10 protein-coding genes and 1 pseudogene are annotated in these 16,473 nt (G+C 75.0%); 9 read left to right on the top strand and 2 right to left on the bottom strand.

Annotated elements, in window-relative coordinates; genetic code table 11:
• The first annotated feature begins 67 nt into the window (after window positions 1-67).
• Window positions 68-1,534 (top strand): MFS transporter, encoded by a 1,467-nt coding sequence (locus tag ACH47Z_RS29625; protein WP_399078984.1) that lies wholly within the window; start codon window positions 68-70, stop codon window positions 1,532-1,534.
• Window positions 1,535-1,583: 49 nt separating this feature from the next.
• Here the strand turns inward: ACH47Z_RS29625 and ACH47Z_RS29620 are convergent, their stop codons facing one another.
• Window positions 1,584-2,339: a LysR family substrate-binding domain-containing protein gene (locus ACH47Z_RS29620; protein ID WP_399078982.1), complete on the bottom strand. Its 756-nt coding sequence runs from the start codon at window positions 2,337-2,339 to the stop codon at window positions 1,584-1,586.
• An 83-nt stretch (window positions 2,340-2,422) separates the two neighbouring features.
• Between ACH47Z_RS29620 and ACH47Z_RS29615 the strand changes: the two genes are divergently transcribed.
• A complete protein-coding gene (locus ACH47Z_RS29615; RefSeq protein WP_399078980.1) occupies window positions 2,423-2,818 on the top strand; it encodes a DUF5997 family protein in 396 nt (131 codons plus the stop codon).
• Between the two features lie 111 nt (window positions 2,819-2,929).
• Here the strand turns inward: ACH47Z_RS29615 and ACH47Z_RS29610 are convergent, their stop codons facing one another.
• On the bottom strand, window positions 2,930-3,190 hold the full coding sequence (locus ACH47Z_RS29610) for a hypothetical protein (RefSeq protein WP_399079238.1): 261 nt from the start codon (window positions 3,188-3,190) through the stop codon (window positions 2,930-2,932).
• Here ACH47Z_RS29610 and ACH47Z_RS29605 point away from each other — a divergent pair.
• The 7 genes and pseudogenes from ACH47Z_RS29605 to ACH47Z_RS29575 all read left to right on the top strand — a co-directional run.
• Window positions 3,098-3,301, top strand: a pseudogene (locus ACH47Z_RS29605) (enolase C-terminal domain-like protein); the annotation flags it as partial. The gene ACH47Z_RS29610 and the pseudogene ACH47Z_RS29605 overlap by 93 nt on opposite strands.
• 7 nt (window positions 3,302-3,308) lie before the next feature.
• A complete protein-coding gene (locus ACH47Z_RS29600) occupies window positions 3,309-3,440 on the top strand; it encodes a hypothetical protein (RefSeq protein ID WP_399079236.1) in 132 nt (43 codons plus the stop codon).
• Window positions 3,441-3,539: 99 nt separating this feature from the next.
• Complete coding sequence (locus ACH47Z_RS29595; protein WP_399079222.1) at window positions 3,540-4,394, top strand: DUF4132 domain-containing protein; 855 nt, start codon at window positions 3,540-3,542, stop codon at window positions 4,392-4,394.
• A complete protein-coding gene (locus tag ACH47Z_RS29590; RefSeq protein ID WP_399079220.1) occupies window positions 4,391-9,421 on the top strand; it encodes a hypothetical protein in 5,031 nt (1,676 codons plus the stop codon). The genes ACH47Z_RS29595 and ACH47Z_RS29590 overlap by 4 nt, the downstream gene beginning before the upstream one ends.
• A gap of 88 nt (window positions 9,422-9,509) precedes the next feature.
• Window positions 9,510-10,679, top strand: a complete 1,170-nt coding sequence (locus ACH47Z_RS29585; protein WP_399078978.1) for an AAA family ATPase — start codon at window positions 9,510-9,512, stop codon at window positions 10,677-10,679.
• Window positions 10,680-10,750: 71 nt separating this feature from the next.
• Entirely contained in the window at window positions 10,751-14,485 is a 3,735-nt protein-coding gene (locus ACH47Z_RS29580) for a DUF5682 family protein (protein ID WP_399079218.1), read from the top strand.
• The gene (locus ACH47Z_RS29575; RefSeq protein WP_399078976.1) at window positions 14,482-16,206 is read left to right on the top strand and encodes a hypothetical protein; all 1,725 of its coding nucleotides are present in this window, start codon (window positions 14,482-14,484) and stop codon (window positions 16,204-16,206) included. The genes ACH47Z_RS29580 and ACH47Z_RS29575 overlap by 4 nt, the downstream gene beginning before the upstream one ends.
• Window positions 16,207-16,473: the final 267 nt, after the last annotated feature.

Genomic DNA, 16,473 nt, shown 5'->3' with positions numbered 1-16,473 from the left:
CGGTCAGCAGTGGTGCACCCGGCATGTTCGTCGTGCGGGCGGGCCGGTGGCTCCTTAGCGTGATCACATGACCACAGACCAGGCCGGACCGGTCGCCGACGACCGGCGGTGGAAGGCGCTCGCCGTCTGTCTGACCGCGGCCTTCATGACGCTGCTGGACACGTCGATCGTGAACGTGGCCCTGCCCTCGGTGGAGCGCGGGCTGCACGCCGACGAGGCGGACCTGTCCTGGGTGATGTCCGGCTACGCGCTCACCTTCGGCCTCTCCCTCGTCCCGGCAGGGCGGCTCGGGGACATGCGCGGGCGACGCCAGACCTTCCTGACCGGGCTCGCCCTGTTCACGCTGGCCTCGGCGGCCTGCGGGCTGTCGTCCGGGGCCGCCTGGCTGGTGCTGTTCCGGCTGGTCCAGGGGGCGTCGGCGGGCCTGATCGCGCCACAGACCTCGGCGCTGATCCAGCAGATGTTCCAGGGCCCGGAGCGGGCTCGCGCGTTCGGCATGATGGGCAGCACCATCGGGATCTCCACGGCGGTCGGCCCGCTCGCGGGCGGCCTGCTGATCCAGGCGGCCGGCGGCCCCGACGGCTGGCGTTCGGTCTTCTACGTCAACCTGCCCATCGGGGTGGCCGTCTTCTGCGCGGCGCTCCGGCTGCTGCCCCGCTCCCCCGGCTCGCCCGGCAAACGCGAGTGCTTCGACCTGACCGGCGTACTGCTGCTCGGTTCGGGTGTGCTGGCCCTCATGCTGCCGCTGGTGCAGAACCAGCAGTGGCACGGGCGGCTGAAGTGGGCCCTGCTTCCCGTGGGCGTCGGTCTGCTGGCCACGTTCTGGGCGTGGGAGCGGCACCAGGAGCGGCGCGGCCGGACCCCGCTGATCGACCTGGGGCTGTTCAGGCTGCGCTCCTTCTCGCTCGGCGCGCTGCTGAGCCTGGTGTACTTCGCCGGCTTCACGACGCTGTTCTTCGTGTACACGCTGTTCCTGCAGAACAGCATGGGCTACGGCCCGTTGGCGGCCGGCCTGTCCTCCATGCCGTTCGCACTGGGCGCGGCGGTCGGCGCCGCCGCCGGGGGCCGGCTGGTGCTGCGGTTCGGGCGCCGGCTGGTCATGGCCGGGCTGAGCACGGTGGCGGTGGGCATGCTCGGCGTCGTCACGGCCGTGCAGTTCGTGCCGGGACGGGCCGTGGCCTGGGGAGTCGCGCTTCCCCTGCTCGTCGCGGGCATCGGCTCGGGCCTGACCATCGCCCCGAACACCACGCTCACCCTGTCCCGCGTCCCGGTGGGGCGGGGCGGAGCGGCGGGCGGGGTACTGCAAACAGGCCAGCGCATCGGCTCGGCGGCCGGCATCGCCGTCGTGGGCTCGGTGTACTTCGCCCACCTGGCCGACCAGGGCAGCGCCGCCACCGCACTCCGACTCGGCCTGCTCACCTCCGTTGCCATCATCCTCCTGGCCCTCCTCCTGGCCTACGCCGACCTGCGGGAACGGCGCGCGCATCCGGAGGGCGAGCGGAGAGCGGGAGAGGCGGCTCGACAGGGGTCGTAGGAGGGAGGCCTGATCGGCGCGTCGGGGCCTGCGCCACCAGACCGCCGGCCTACGACCTCCGGCGCGGTTTCCCCCGTTTCGGCGTCGGCTTGCTCCCCGTCGTACGGGCGCGCGGCGTGCGGCCCGGGGACTTCGGCTGCTGCTTCCTGCGGGCGTCCTCCGAGCTTTTACGCTGCTGCTCCGCCGGAGGCTTGGCGCGGCCCCGGGTGCTGTTGACCGTGCGGCCGCGGACGATGCCGATGAAGTCCTCCACCAGGTCGGTGGTGGCCTCCTCCGGCCAGGACAGGGCGACGCTCGACTGGGGGGCGTCGGTGACCGGACGGTAGGTGAGGTCCTTGCGGTGGTAGAGGCGGGCGAGGGACTGCGGGACGACCAGGAGGCCGACGTTCGCGGCGACCAGCTCGATCGCGTCCGGTGTCGTCGCGGGGCGTTCGAAGGCGGGCTCGCCGGGCGGGCTGTCCCAGTCGAAGACGTCGTCCAGGGGGTGGAAGAGCACCTCGTCGGCGAGGTCGGCGAGGGTGATCTCGTCCACGGCCGTGATCAGGTGGTCCTTGGGGACCACGACCACCGTGGTCTCGGTGTAGAGCGGGATCGCGCTGAAGAACGTACGGTCCACGGGGAGCCGTACGAGACCCGCGTCGGCCTCGCCCGCGCGCAGCACCCCGGGCGCCTCGGCGGCCGGGACCGGGACGAGGGCGAGCGGAACGTCCGGCAGGCGCTCGTTCCAGGTCTTCACCCATTTGGCGGGCGTCACTCCGGGGACGTACGCGAGCCGGAACGACGGTGATTCCTCCGAGCCTGTCACCAGGCCAGGTTACCGGCCGTGGCCCGCGCTGCCGTCATCGGCCGTGGTCGGCGGCCCGGCACGCGGCCGATACCCTTGACCTCATGAGTTCGCAGCAGAGCACCCAGACGATGAAGCCCGCGACCGCGGCGAAGAAGCTGGGTGTGTACCTCCCCGCCACCCCCGCCTCGTTCCAGGAGGGCGTCGTCACGCGCGCCGAGCTGAACGAGCTGCAGGCGAACCCGCCTCAGTGGCTGAGCGAGCTGCGCCGCACCGGCCCCCACCCGCGTCCGGTGGTCGCCGCGAAGCTCGGCGTGTCCATCGCCGGTCTCGCGCGTGGCGGGGTCACCGAGGCGCTGACCACCGAGCAGATCGAGGCGCTCAAGCAGGAGTCCCCGGAGTGGCTGGAGAAGGAGCGCGCCACCCAGGCCGAGGTCCGCAAGGAGGCCGCGCGGATCAAGAAGAGGAACGCCGAGCGCGCCGAGCAGACGCACGACTGACCCACCGATCGACCGCTCCCCCGACGCCCCCACCGCCGATCCGTACGGCGGTGGGGGCGTCGTCGTGCGTGACGATCCATAACGTGGCCGATCATTTAGATGCGTGAAAGTTCACGGAGGCTGTGCACGGGGTCCGCCACCGAAGTCGCCACGCTGGACGGCCGCCCCGCCGTCCGGGACGACTGGGGCGAGGCGCTCGATCCGGCGGGGATCGTCGAGCAGGCCCGGCTCATGCACCGGCATCTGCGGCCCGCGATCGAGCGGAACGCGGTACAGGTCCTGCCGAGCGACCACCACTACTGGTGCGGTCTGCGCCGCACCCGCGAACTGGCCGCCGTCTGCGAGGCGTTCGGCGTCACGCTGTCCATGCACTCCAACTCGCACCTCGGTATCGGTCCCGCCGCCATGACCCATGTCGCGATCCCCAAACTGGACCACTCCTGCGACACGCACTACCCCTGGAACGCGGCCGACGACGTGATCGTTCCCGGTGCCCTGGAGCTGCGCCGCCCTCGACCGGCTGCACCGGCTGTATCTGGACTCCGGGGTGCGCGGCCGCGACGACACCGGTTGCACGCACCGCGTCCGCCCGGAGTACGAACTGCGGCTTCCCCGCTGGTGAGAGGCCCCGCGGGCCCTTCTTCCCCAGGGCCCGCGGGCGTTGTCAGCGGTGTGCCCTACAGTTCCCGTCACTTGATCAGCACGGGTGCGGGAGGCACGTATGGGGTGGGTGTCGGCCGGCGACTACGAAGTCGCCCTCGACGGCGGGAAGGTGGTGTGCCGCAACGCCTCGGGACGGCTGCTGAAGTCGGTCCCGCCGAAGATCGCGGACGATCCGGCGGTCGTGGGCCTCAGGCAGCTCGTGGAGTGGCTGGAGCGGCACGAACGGGGGTGTCTGGCCGATACCGAGCGGTGGATGGTCCGTTCGCTGCCGGTGCCGCTCGACCTCGTCACGCGCGTGTGGCCCGACCCGGCCTGGCAGGCGGCGCTGCGCGACCTCGTCGTCACCGGAGCGGACGGACAGGTCGCGGGATTCCTGCGGGACGCCGATCCCGAGCGCGGCCTGGGCCTGGTCGACCTCGACGGAGACACCGTGCGCATCTCTCCCGACCTCGTCCGCATCCCGCACCCGGTCCTGCTCGAAGACCTGGAGGAGTTGCGGGAGTTCGCCGTCGAGCTGGGCGTGGAGCAGGGTGCGCAGCAGCTCTTCCGCGAGGTCTGGCACCGCCCGGCCGCGCTCGACGCCGAGGCGACCCAGGTCGAGGAGTACGCCGGCGGCTCGTTCAAGGAGCTGCGCTTCCTGCACGGCAGGGCCGCCCAGCTCGGCTACCGCGTGCGCGGCGGGTACGCGGTGTGCCCGGTCCTGGAGGACGGCCGCGGCGTCGAGGCCCGTGTGTGGATCGGCGACTACGACGGCTACCAGGAGACCGAGACCGGCCCGCTGGTCTGGTCCGACCCCACCGGGAAGGCGCTGAAGCTGGGTCAGGTCGGGCCGGTGGCCTGGTCGGAGGGCATGCGCATGGCGGCCGCGCTGTACGCGGGGCGGGACATCGAGGACGAGGAGCGGGCGGCATGACGTACGACGAGAGCACGGTCACGGCGCTGCTGGAGGCCGGCGCCGTCCTGCCGCCGGGCAGCACCGCGCGCGAGGACGCCGACAGCCTCACGGTGCGCACCTACACGCATCCCGCCCTGGACGGCCGCCCGGTGGTCCGGCTGGTGCCGGGCACACTCGGCGAGGCCGAGGACCTGGCACTGGAGTTCCTGGGCCTGGCCCGCGAGCCCGAGGCACCGGAGGTCGGGCAGATGCGCCGGGAGACCCTGGGCTTCCCGGCCTGGGCGCTGGTCCACGACCCGGCCAACGGGCATCACGCGCTCGCCCTGGTGAAGGACGTCGAGCGGCTCGCCCGGCAGGCCAAGTCCCGCCCAGGTACGGCCAAGGAGGGCTTCGAGTCGCTCGGCGAGCGGCTGGGCCGGGCCGTGCCGCACTTCCTGCCGACGTTCTACGAGCAGGCCGCGCGGATCTTCCTGGAGCACGACAACACCACGTACGCCGCCGCGTTCTTCGGCAAGGCCCGCGAGGCCGAGCGGGTGCACGCACTGGCGGTGGACGAGGAGCGGCAGCGCGCGGTCTTCCTGGAGTTCGCGTTCGCCGGGGCGCTGACCGTGAAGGCCCTCAAGGAGCATGTGCGGGACCTCACCGGGCGGCTCGACCCCGCGGCGGCCTGGGCGCAGTTCCGGCAGCTGACGGTGGAGCGCTGCGCGGCCGGGATGCCGCCGTACGCCTCGCTGCCGCAGGACGCGCGCGGGCTGATCAAGGCGGCGGGCCTGGACCGGGTCACCGAGGAGTGCGCGCTGGTCGCCGACCTGATCGCCTCCCCCGCGGCGGTCCGCGCGCCCCGGACCTTCTGGACCGCCTACCGCTCCGTGCTGCCGGTGCTCGCCGAGCGCCGCCCGGAGGTCCGGCTCCGCCTGCTGGAGATCATGCCGGCCGGGCTCGGCCGGGGCACCGAGGACGAGGAGTTCTGGCTGGCGCTGCTGGCCGAGACCGGGGCCGATCGGCTGCTGACCGACGAGTCGGCGGCCCGGGAGCACGGCGCCGATCCGGCGGACTGGCTGACCCGCTGGGCGTCGTTCCGCAAGCACGGCGGCTCGTACTCCCGTCGCTGCCCGGCGACGCTGGCGCTGGTGGAGCGCATGGCCCCGCTGCTGCGGGCGGCCGGCCGGCCGGTGGACCTGTGCACCGGCCGCTGGCACGCGGGCGCCGACCTGGATCTGCTGGACCTGTGCGCGGCCGAGCGCGTCCCGCTGACGCTGCCGGGCGCCGACGTCCCCGTGCATCTGCCGTTGCCCGAATGGCTGCTGGACAGCCGGGACGGCCGGCGCGACCTGACGGCCGTCGCGGCGGACCCGCGGCTGCGGCGCCTGCTGCACCGGGTCATGGAGCGGGTGGGCAGCCATCAGCACCACGACAAGCTGCTGAAGCGGGTCGCGGGTCATCCGGTGCTCTGCGAGGTGCTGAAGGAGTGGCTGGACGAGGCCGTCGGCGACTTCACACGCGCGGTGGGCCTGCCGGGCGCCCGCGCGGCGCTCGACCGGCTGCGTCCCTTCCGGGTGATCGCCTCCGAGGTCGCCCCGGACGCGGTGGCCGAGGTCGCCGGACACGCGGTGGCACCGCTGCTCGGCCGTACCGTGCGCGCCGGCGTTCTCGACGAGCTGGGCTGGCCCGCCCTCGACGAGGCGCTGACGCTGCTCGACGGGGAGGTGAGGAGGAACGGGAACAACAACGACAACTCGCTGGCCCTCCACGAGGCCTGGCCCGCGCTCATCCTGAGCCGTGGCCGCAAGGCGGTCGTCGTCGGCCCGGAGCGCATCCTGCTCGAGCACGACCTGCGCGTGCCGGACGAGCTGGACCGCTGGCAGCGCCCCCGCTTCCGGTTCGTGGACGGGGAACTGCTCGTGACCTGGCGACACCGCAGCAAGCAGTACGGCTACTGGTCGGCCCGGCCCGCCGAGGTGTTCGAGCTCGGCGGCGAGCAGCTGCCCGCGTGGTGGTCCGGTCAGGAGGCGGTCGTCCCCTCGATCCCGCTTGCCGCCGGCGGGCGCGCCACCGGCGGCCGCACCCTGCACGCCGGGGACACGGTCCTGCCACCGAGCCGTGCCGTCATCGGCGACGGCACCACCCTGTGGCGCGAGGGCCGGCAGGGCCGCACGTCGGTGTGGCTGGAGTACGACCCGGCCACCGGCACGCACGGCCGCGCGTCCCTGCCCGCGCTGCTGCGCTCGGCCGTCCGCGAGGACACCGAGCTGCTGCCCGCCCTGTGCGAGGTGCTGCCGCTGCAACCGGGCCTGGAGCACAGCCCTTTCGGCACCGACGGCACGGTGCTCGGGCGCTGGGTGCGCACGGAGGGCGCGGGCGCCGAAAAGCGCCGTACCGCCGGGACGCCGGACGGGCGGACGGTGTCGTTCGAGACGGGCGAGGGCAACGGGGCGGCCGTTCCGTACGGCGCGCTCCGGCTGCCCGGCGGCGCCGAGCCCGTCGTGGCCCGGTTGAGTGGGCACCGCGCTCACCTGGGCGCGCACATCGGGTTCTTCGCGCCCGATGACACGTCCTCCGCCGGCCAGTTGGGCCATGTGCCGCAGAACGACCGCGGCGGTGAGTACGCCGCCGGCACCCGGCTGGTGCCCCCGCTGCCCTTCTGGCACGCGCTGCGTCCGCGTGACGAGCGGGGCTCGGCCGTGCTGCGCGCCCTGGGCGACGAGCGGGCCGCGGAGCTGCTGACGGTCACCGCGGAGGCGCTGGCCCTACGACAGGAAGCGCTGGCGAAGGCCGGCACGGACGAGACCGCCAACGCCGCCGTGCCGACCGCCGACACCGTCGTACTGAAGGCCGTCGAGCAGTTCCTGCCGGACCTCACCGACGAGCGGCTGCGTATCGGCATCGCCGCCCTGATCAGGTCGGCGCTGCGCATCACCGAGTCGGCCACGGCCTTCGCGAACCCCCCGCAGGAGCAGCCGCGGCAGCCGCGCCGGCGGGTCGAGGGCATGTTCGCCGACTACAGCCCCGCCCACGGCGACGACCGCACGCTGCACGACGCCCTGTCCGGGATCATCGGGCCGCACGGCTGGTGGTACGGGGAGCGCTGGAGCGTACTACGGCAGATCCGCGCGGTGAACCACGTGCTGTCCGGCAGGCCCGCCGACGGCAAGCCGCTGCCCAACCCGGAGCGCCTCGGCGCCCTCACCGACGGCTGGACGAGCGAGGAGCACACCGTCCCGGCGATCGGCATGGTGTGGCCGCCCGTTCTCGGTGTCCTGCGGGCGCTGCTCTACCGGGCCGCCTCACCCGTCCTGCCCGACGCCCACCGCGAGTCGCTGCTGCTGCTCGCCGAGGCCCTTGCCGAGGGACCGCTCGTATCGGCCGGCGGCACGCTGCGCGACGTCATGCTGAGCGAACCGCTGGAGAAGAAGCAGCAACAGCGTGACGGGCAGGTGCTGCGGCGCGGCGGGCGCACGGTGGTGATCCTCGGCACGCATCGGATCGACCTGCACCACGGCCGGGCCCAGTGGCTGGCGCTGGACCACGATCCGTCGGGTGCGTTCGGCGCGGTCGCGCACTTCACGCTGGACCAGGAGACGCGGTACACCCCGACGATCTCCGCCGAGGACCTGACGGCCGTCACCCACCTCGTCCGGGAGAAGGGCGCCGCGCCCTGGCAGCCGGCGGCGCCCGAGGCGCTGATCGCGGCGACCGGCGGCGGGCTGGGCCCACTCCAGGCCACGGTGCTGCTCGCCGGGCTGCCGCAGCAGGCCCACGCCGACGACCTCGCCCTGATGGGACTCAAGCCCAAGCAGCGCGAGTTCGGCACCGCGCTGCTGTCTGGGCTCGGTGCGGAGCCCCGGTCGGCGCTGCTGGGCGCGCTGCTGCCGGCCGCACCGGACGCCCTGTGGACGACGGGGCCGGACCTCGACGCCGTCGGGCGGGAGTGGGCCGAGCGGTTCGGCTCGCTGGTCCGCCTGCCCGAGGACCTCAGCGCCGAGCTGGCAGGCATGAGTGCCGGCCGCGCCGAGGACGTGCTCAACCCGTCCCGCACACCGTGGCTGAGCCGCACCACGGCGCTGCGGTGGGACAAGGACGGCCGGCTCGTCGCGGAGGACCCGCAGGCCCTGCCCCGCGGCCACGATCTGGCGGGGGCGGTCGGCGCGCTCGCCGCGCTGGCCTACGTCCTGCCGTACGGCCACCCGCTGCGCGCCACCCTGCCGGCCGGCCTCGCCGCGGTGCGCCGCCGGATGTCCGACCCGGAGCTGATGCTCGGCCTGGACGTGGAGTCGACCGAGAAGGGCGGCCCCACCGCGGTGGAGCTGCGCAAGGCGTACGGCATGCCCGCGACCGGCGGCGCCGACGCGCACGGCACCACCCGGATCGGTGAGGCGCTCGTCCTGCGCCCCTGGTACCAGGACGTCGAGACGGTTCTGGTCCGGCCGGCCGGGCTCACGGGGCCCGACGACGCCGTGTTCGGGCTGCTGGAAGGCCTGGTCGGCCCGCATCGGGGACACGGCCTGCGAATGCTGCGCACGCTGCTCGGGGACGAGCTGGGCCGCGCGGTCGAGTCCGCGGCCGGGGACGGGGCCGAGGGCCGGACCGGGTACGCCCAGGATCCGACCGTCAGTGCGCCGGCGCTGGTCGCCGAGGTCGCCGCCGCGCACGGCCTGAGCGAGGACGCCGCCGCGCTCTACCTCCAGCTGCTCGCCCTGCCGGATCCGACGGACCGCAACTGCGCCCGCTGGACCGGCTGGAAGCCCGCGCGGCTACGGAAGGCCCGCACCGAGCTGGCCGCGACGGACCTGGTCGTGACCGCCAAGCGCCCGCGCGCCGGGCGGACCCTGTTCCTGCCGTGCGGCTGGCGCGACCTGAAGTCGCCCGCGCTGCCGGTGGAGACCTGGAAGGAGGGTCTGTACCCGATCCCGGACCGCGGGCGTGCGATACCGCCGGCGCCGGTGCCGGAACTCTTCGCACGAGCCTGGGACCGCGTCCGCGCGGGCGACGCCCCGGCGTACGAGGAACTGACCACCCGCGCGACCCGACGAGGGCGACGCCGATGACGTCCCCGCCGCCGGCACGTCCACCGCGGAGCCCCCTCCGCACCGTCAACACACGCCTTGCCAGAGCTATGTCGAAGGACTCCCGCCGATGACCGCCGCCCTCGCGCCCGACGCGACCCGTCAGATCGTCCCGCCCGAGGATCGGTACGCCACCGAACTGGCCTTCCTCGCCGCCTACGACTCCGGTCCGCGACCGCCCGCCTGGCGGCTCACGCCCCGGGCCGTCGTCACGTTCGTCATGGGCAGCGGCGGCCAGGCGCTGCGGCTGCCCGACGACGCGGCGGCGCCGGAGGGCGTGCCGCGGCGCCTCGAGATCTCTGGCAAGTTCGTGGGCGACCGCGCGCTGGTCGAGCGGTGCGTCGTCACGCTGGCCGGTGAGCGCGGCCTGCTGCTCGTCGGCGAGCCCGGCACAGCCAAGTCGATGCTGTCGGAGCTGCTGTCGGCGGCCGTGTGCGGCACCAGCGGGCTGGTCGTGCAGGGGACGGCCGGTACGACGGAGGACCAGCTCAAGTACGGCTGGAACTACGCCCTGTTGCTCGCGCAGGGGCCCAGTCGGCAGGCGCTCGTCCCGTCGCCGGTGCTCACCGCGATGAGCCGGGGTGCGATCGGCCGGGTCGAGGAGGTCACCCGCTGTCTGCCCGAAGTACAGGACTCCCTGGTGTCGTTGCTGTCGGAGCGGCGCATCGCCGTACCCGAACTGGCGGGCGGCGAGGACGCGTTGGCCCACGCGGCGCCCGGGTTCAACCTCATCGCCACGGCCAACCTGCGGGACAAGGGGGTCTCGGAGATGTCGGCCGCGCTCAAGCGCCGCTTCAACTTCGAGACGGTGGGTCCGATCTCGGACCTCGACGCCGAGACGGCTCTGGTGCGCGGCCAGGCCCGGGCGGCGGTGGAGCAGGCGGGGGCGCCCTTCCAGGTGGACGACGCCGTCCTGGAGGCCCTGGTCACCGTCTTCCGTGATCTGCGGGAGGGCCGGTCGACGGAGGGCTGGGAGGTCGAGCGGCCGTCCACGGTGATGAGCACGGCGGAGGCGGTGTCCGTGGCGGGCGCGCTGGGGCTGGCCGCGGCGTACTTCCCCGGCGACCGTGACGTCCTCGGCCTGCTGCCCGGCCATCTCCTCGGCGTCGTCCGCAAGGACGACCCGGCGGACGCGGCACGGCTGCGCGGCTACTGGGACGGCCCGGTCCGGCGCCGCGCCGAACAGGGTTCCGCCACCTGGCGCACGCTGTGGGATCTGCGCACGGTTCTGGAGGGCTGAGGATCGTGTCCCACCCGTTCGCCGCCGACGCTCCGGCCGAGACCCATGCCGGTGACGATACGGCCGTCGAGGTGTGGCCCGGCCCAGGAGCCTCACCCGACGCGGCCGTCGCCGCCCTGACCGACCCGGCCGCGCCCTATCTCATCGGGGTACGGCACCACGCGCCCTCCCTGGCCGCGGCCGTGCCCGCGCTGCTGGACGCCGCCGGGCCGGACGTCCTGCTGGTCGAACTGCCGGCCGAGCTGCAGGACTGGCTGCCCTGGCTCGCCCACGAGGACACCCAGGCCCCCATCGCCCTCGCCGCCGCCCCGGGTGCCGGCAACGGGGGCGGCGGCCCGGCGTTCTATCCCTTCGCCGACTTCTCACCGGAGTTGGCAGCCGTGCGCTGGGCGGCGCGCAAGGGGGTACGGGTCGTCGCCTGCGACCTCCCGCTCGCCGACCGGGCATGGACGGGAAGCGGGGCGGGCCCGCCCGACGGCCCGGCGGAGGAGCCCGGCAGCGAGGCCGCGACACCCGGTGCCGGTCCGGTGAAGCCCGCCGGGAACCCCGCGACGACCAGCGCGTCGGTGGCCGAGGTGGGCGGGAGGAACTCCCCACTCGGCGCCCCCGGGGCCCAGGTCGGCGGGGGTGGCGGTGTGGCCGTCGTGCCCGGGGTCGTCGCCGCGTTGCGTTCGCGGCTCACCGGTCGTCCCGGGGACGATCTGTGGGACCGGTTGGTCGAGGCCGCCGCGCCCGGTTCCTCGGCGGAGGCGCTGCGGCGGGCGGCGTTGTTGACGGGGTGGGTGCTGCGGCAGGAGGCGGTGGCATCGGGCGGGGTGCCGGAGCTGGATCTGCGGCGGGAACGGTGGATGCGGTCGTGCCTCGCCGCGGCCACGGCGCACGGGGAGCGGGCCGCCGTGCTCGTGGGCGCCTTCCACGCCCCGGCGCTCCTGGCACCGGCCGACGGCGAGGCCGGCGAGGCGGCCCAGCAGCCGACCGCCTCGACCTGGACGACCTCCCTCATCCCCTACGGCTACGCCCTGCTGGACGAGCGCTCCGGTTACCCCGCCGGGATCCGTGACCCGGAGTGGCAGCACCTGGTGCTGGACGCGGCCGGTGATCCGGCGGCGCTGGAGGACGCGCTGACCAGGGCGGCCGTACGGGTGTGCGCCGAGTTGCGGGCGCTGGGCCATCCGTCCGGGCCCGCCGACGCGCGGGAGATCGCGCGGCTCGCCGGTGATCTGGCCCGGCTGCGCGGGTTGCCCGCGGCGAGCCGGGGCGAGTTGGTCGAGGCCGTGCAGACGGTACTGGCGCAGGGCGAGCCGTACGGGCGGGGACGGGCCGTCGCCCGGGCGATGGAACGGGTGCTCGTCGGCACCCGCACCGGCCGTCCGGCCCCGGCCGCGCCGCGCAGCGGACTGGCCCCGGCGGTCGAGGCGGAAGTGGCCGCGCTGGGCCTGCCCGGCCCGGCGGACCCGAACCCCGGCACGGCCCGGGATCTGCGCCTGGACCCGCTCCGCTCGGACCTGGACCGCCGCCGCGAACTCCTGCTCCGGCGCCTGACGGTGTGCGGGGTTCCGTACGGCGAGCCCAAGGCGGTGACCGGCGCGGGCGGCGCCGACGCGCTCACCTCGCGCTGGGAGGTCCGCTGGACCCCGGCCACCGCGGCCATGCTGACCGCGGCCGGGATGCGGGGCGTCACCCTGGCGCAGGCGACCGAGGGTGTGCTGCGGGAACGGCGCCGCCTGGAGCGGGACGAGGACGGCCCGACGGCAGCGCAGACCGTCAGGGGGCTGGAACAGGCGGCGGGGTGCGGCCTGCCCGAGCTCGCGGACGAGCGGCTGGCCGACACGGCCGAGGTGCTGCCGGGCTCCGGCACCCTGCCCGAACTCCTCGCCGGGCTGGCCCTGTTGGACCGGCTGCGGTCCGGTCACATCGCCGGCCTCGGGGACGACAAGCAGCGTACGGCGCGCGCGGAAGCGGTGGCCGAACTGCTGACCGCCGCCGCGGTACGCCAGGTCGACGGACTGACCGGCTCCGGGGACCCGGCCGACGCGCACGCCCTGCTGGAACTCGCCCACCGCGCCGACGTGTTGGGCGGCATCCGGCTCACCGACGCGCTCGCCCGGCTGGCAGCCGACGGTTCTCCGCTGATGCGGGGCGCCGCCGGAGCCGTACGCGTACTGCTGGGCCAGCAGGAGGCCCGGGCGTTCGGCGACCGGGTCGCCTCCTGGGTGGACGGTGCCGTCGACACCGAGTCGCGTACGGCGCTCACCGCACGGCTCACCGGCCTGCTGAGCGCGGCCGGGCCGCTGCTGGAGTCGGCGGCACCTGCCCTGGAGCCGCTGCTGAGCCGCGTGTCGGAGCTGTCCGACCGGGACTTCCTCGACCGGCTCCCGGCGCTGCGCGGCGGCTTCGACACGCTCAGCCCGGCGGCCCGCGAACGGCTGCTGAGCGCCGTGGAGCAGCGCCTGGGCGGTGAGCGACCGGACGACACCGGCGCCGTCGACCCGGCGGCCCTGGCCGTCTGGACCCGCGCCGACCTCACGGCCCGCCGGACCCTCGCCACGCTCGGCCTCCTGCCGCCGAACCGGCCCACCGGGACGGTCACCGCGGGCGAGGCGAACGCCGACGGATCCGCGAGCCCGACGGACCCCCCACCCGGCGCACCCGGCACGCACGGCACCACCCCCGCCCCCTTCCCACCCGCCGACGAGCCCAGGCTGCTCCCGGCCGACCGATGGCGTCTGGTGCTGGGCCGCCGAAGCGGCCAACTGGGTTCCTCCGCCCGGCCGTTGGCGACCGCGCTGGACGAGTTGTACGGCAGTGGTCGCGGTGAGGGGAGTCGCGGGGAGCTGTCGGGCCCGGGGGCCGGTGGCGGGCGCGAGGCGGCGTTTCCCGGGGTGCGGGAGTGGTCCGAGGAGCTGGCCGCGCTGTTCGGTCCGGGCATCCGGGAGGAGGTGCTGGCGGCGGCTGCCGCGAGCGGCCGTCAGGATGTGTTCGCGGAACTGGACCCGGACGCGGTGCGCCCCTCCGTCGATCTGCTGCGCTCGGTGCTGCGGCACGCCGGCGGTCTGCCGGAGGCGAGGCTGGCGGCGCTGCGCCCACTGGTCCGCCGACTGGTCGACGCGCTGACCCGGGAGTTGGCGACCCGGCTGCGCCCGGCGCTGCACGGCACCGCCCTGCCGCGCCCCAGCCGCCGTCCCGGCGGTGGCCTCGACCTGCCCCGCACGCTGCGGGCCAACCTCGCCACGGCCCGTCGTATGCCGGACGGCACGGTACGGGTCATACCCGAGCGGCCCGTCTTCCGCAGCCGCGCCAAGCGATCGGCCGACTGGCGGCTGATCCTGGTCACCGACGTGTCGGGGTCCATGGAAGCGTCCACGATCTGGGCGGCGCTCACCGCCTCGGTGCTGGCCGGGGTGCCCACCCTGTCCACGCACTTCCTGGCCTTCTCCACCGAGGTGATCGATCTGACCGAGCAGGTCACGGACCCGCTCTCCCTCCTCCTGGAGGTCAGGGTCGGCGGCGGCACCCACATCGCGGCCGGGCTGCGGCACGCGCGCGAGCTGGTCACCGTGCCGTCGCGCACGCTCGTCGTGGTCGTCAGCGACTTCGAGGAGGGCTATCCGATCGGCGGACTGCTCGCCGAGGTCCGCGCCCTGGTCGGCGCCGGCTGCCATGTCCTGGGCTGCGCGAGCCTCGACGACACGGGCCGCCCGCGCTACTCCACGGGCGTGGCCGGGCAGTTGGTCGCCGCGGGCATGCCAGTGGCCGCCCTCAGTCCGCTCGAACTCGCCCGCTGGGTAGGGGAGAAGATCGCATGATCCCTGATCTGCCTCCGGTCGCACCGTCCGTGACCGCCGAACTGGTCGCCGCGCTCACGCCCCGGCTGCGCAAGCGCCTGGATGCGGGCATGGCCAAACTGGCGGACCGCCCCGTCGTGCGGGACGGCGACATCGTACGCATCGCGATCGACGACGACACCGACCTCGAACTGCACGCCCCGGACGGCACGGTGGCGAGCGCGGACGCAGTCCGCTGCGGCTGTCTCCTGGCCCCGGACTGCCTCCACCGCGCCGCGATCGCCTCGGCTGCTCCCGTCGCGGACGACACCAACTCTCCTGCTGACAAGGGGAGTTCACCGGAGGATGAGGCGGCCACGGAACAGGAGGCCGACGAGCCGGAAACGCCCACCCCCGATCAGCGCTCCGCCGCCCACGCACTCCTCTCCGCCGCGGCCGCCGTGCTCGAGGCCGGTACGGACGGCGCGGGCGCGGTGCTCCAGGCGGAGTTGCTGCGCGCCGCACACACGGCGCGGCTCGCCGGGCTGCACCGGGCCGCCGCCTCGGCCGTGTCCGTGGTCACCGCGCTGCGCGCCGCCCGCGCGGCCGACCCGGCCTACCGGCTGGACGACCTCGTCGCGAGGCTGCGTGACGTGCTGTCCGTCGCCCACCGCGTCCCCGACGCCACGGGCACGGAACTGACCGAGCTGCGTGGCACGGCACGGCAGCCGTACCGTCCGGACGGCTCGCTGCGGCTGTACGGCCTCTTCTCCGAGCCGGTGCTCACCGCGAGCGGCTACGCGGGCGCCGTCACCTGGACCGCGGACGCCGAGGGCCGGCTGTACCAGGTGTCCGACGTGGCTCCGGGCGGCGCCGGGCGAGCGATGGGCGCGGCCGACCGGGCGGTCCGGCTCGGCGACACGGCCCTGACCCACCGGCAGCTGTCCCGGGCGGGCCTGGCGGTGTCAGGGGCCACCGTCTCCCCCAGCGGGCGGCTCGGCGCGGGCGCGGGAGTACGGGCGGTCGCGGCGCCCGGGGCGGGCTGGCGCGAGGAGCCCCTGGACCGGCTCTGGGCGGTGCCCGTGGCCGAGCAGCTCGACCGGGCGCTGACCGGCGGCCACGATCTGCTGTTCCTGGAGGTCACCCTGGTGGGTACGGCGGCGGAGGCGACCGGTGAGTGTCTGCTCGCCGCGTGCGGTGCCGTCGTACTGCGGCTGACCCGGGCCCATGACGATCCCGCGCTGCCCCACCGGGACAACCTGCGGCTGCTGGCCGCCGCCCGGGGCAGCAGACTCCGGGTCGTCGCCCGGCTCACCCCGGCCCCGCACCCCCGGGCCCAGCTCCTGGCGACCGAGCATCCGGTGCTGTCCGGCACACGGGTCGACGTGGGCTTCGACCGGCTCCAGCACGCGGATCTGCCCACCGTGCCCGCGTCCCCGGCGCAGGGCGCGCCGACGGCGCCGGCAGAGGCCCCGGTCCATCTGCTGCGCCGCCGGGTGCAGCAGGCGGTCTCGGGCGGCCGGCGGGTGCTGTCCTTCTCCGGCGACACGGCGGCCGACGCCCGGCGGCTGGGCAGATCCGGGCTGGCGACGGCGGGCGAGCTGCTGGAGGTACTCCACGCGTCGGCGGCGGAGCGGTCCCGCGATGTGTTCGGCCGCCTTCTGCCGACGGACCCGGCCCGCTTCGCCCACGCCTGGCTGGCGGCGGCCCGCTACACCGACGAGCTGGACCGCGCCCTGTGCGCCGCGGCCTGGTCGGGGTGACGGACGCGGGAGGGGGGTCGCACCCCGGGACGCCCGGCCCCGGCCGACCGCCCGGGGCCTGGGCTCACTCTCGGTGATTCGTTACCGTGGACCGGTCCGCCGGGAGGGATCGGATCAGATCGGAAGGGTTGTCAGCCAACTTGTCACCTGATAGGGCGACTGTGCCGCGAACCGCGAACCGCGAACCGCGAACCGCGAACCGCGAACCGCGAACCGCGAACCGCGAACCGCGAACCGCGAACCGCGAACCGCGAACCGCGAACCGCG

It is taken from the genome of Streptomyces sp. NPDC020192 (assembly GCF_044388685.1).
Taxonomy (GTDB): domain Bacteria; phylum Actinomycetota; class Actinomycetes; order Streptomycetales; family Streptomycetaceae; genus Streptomyces.
The sequence above is the reverse complement of the archived record's forward strand: the minus strand, read 5'-3'. Positions and strand labels throughout refer to the sequence as shown.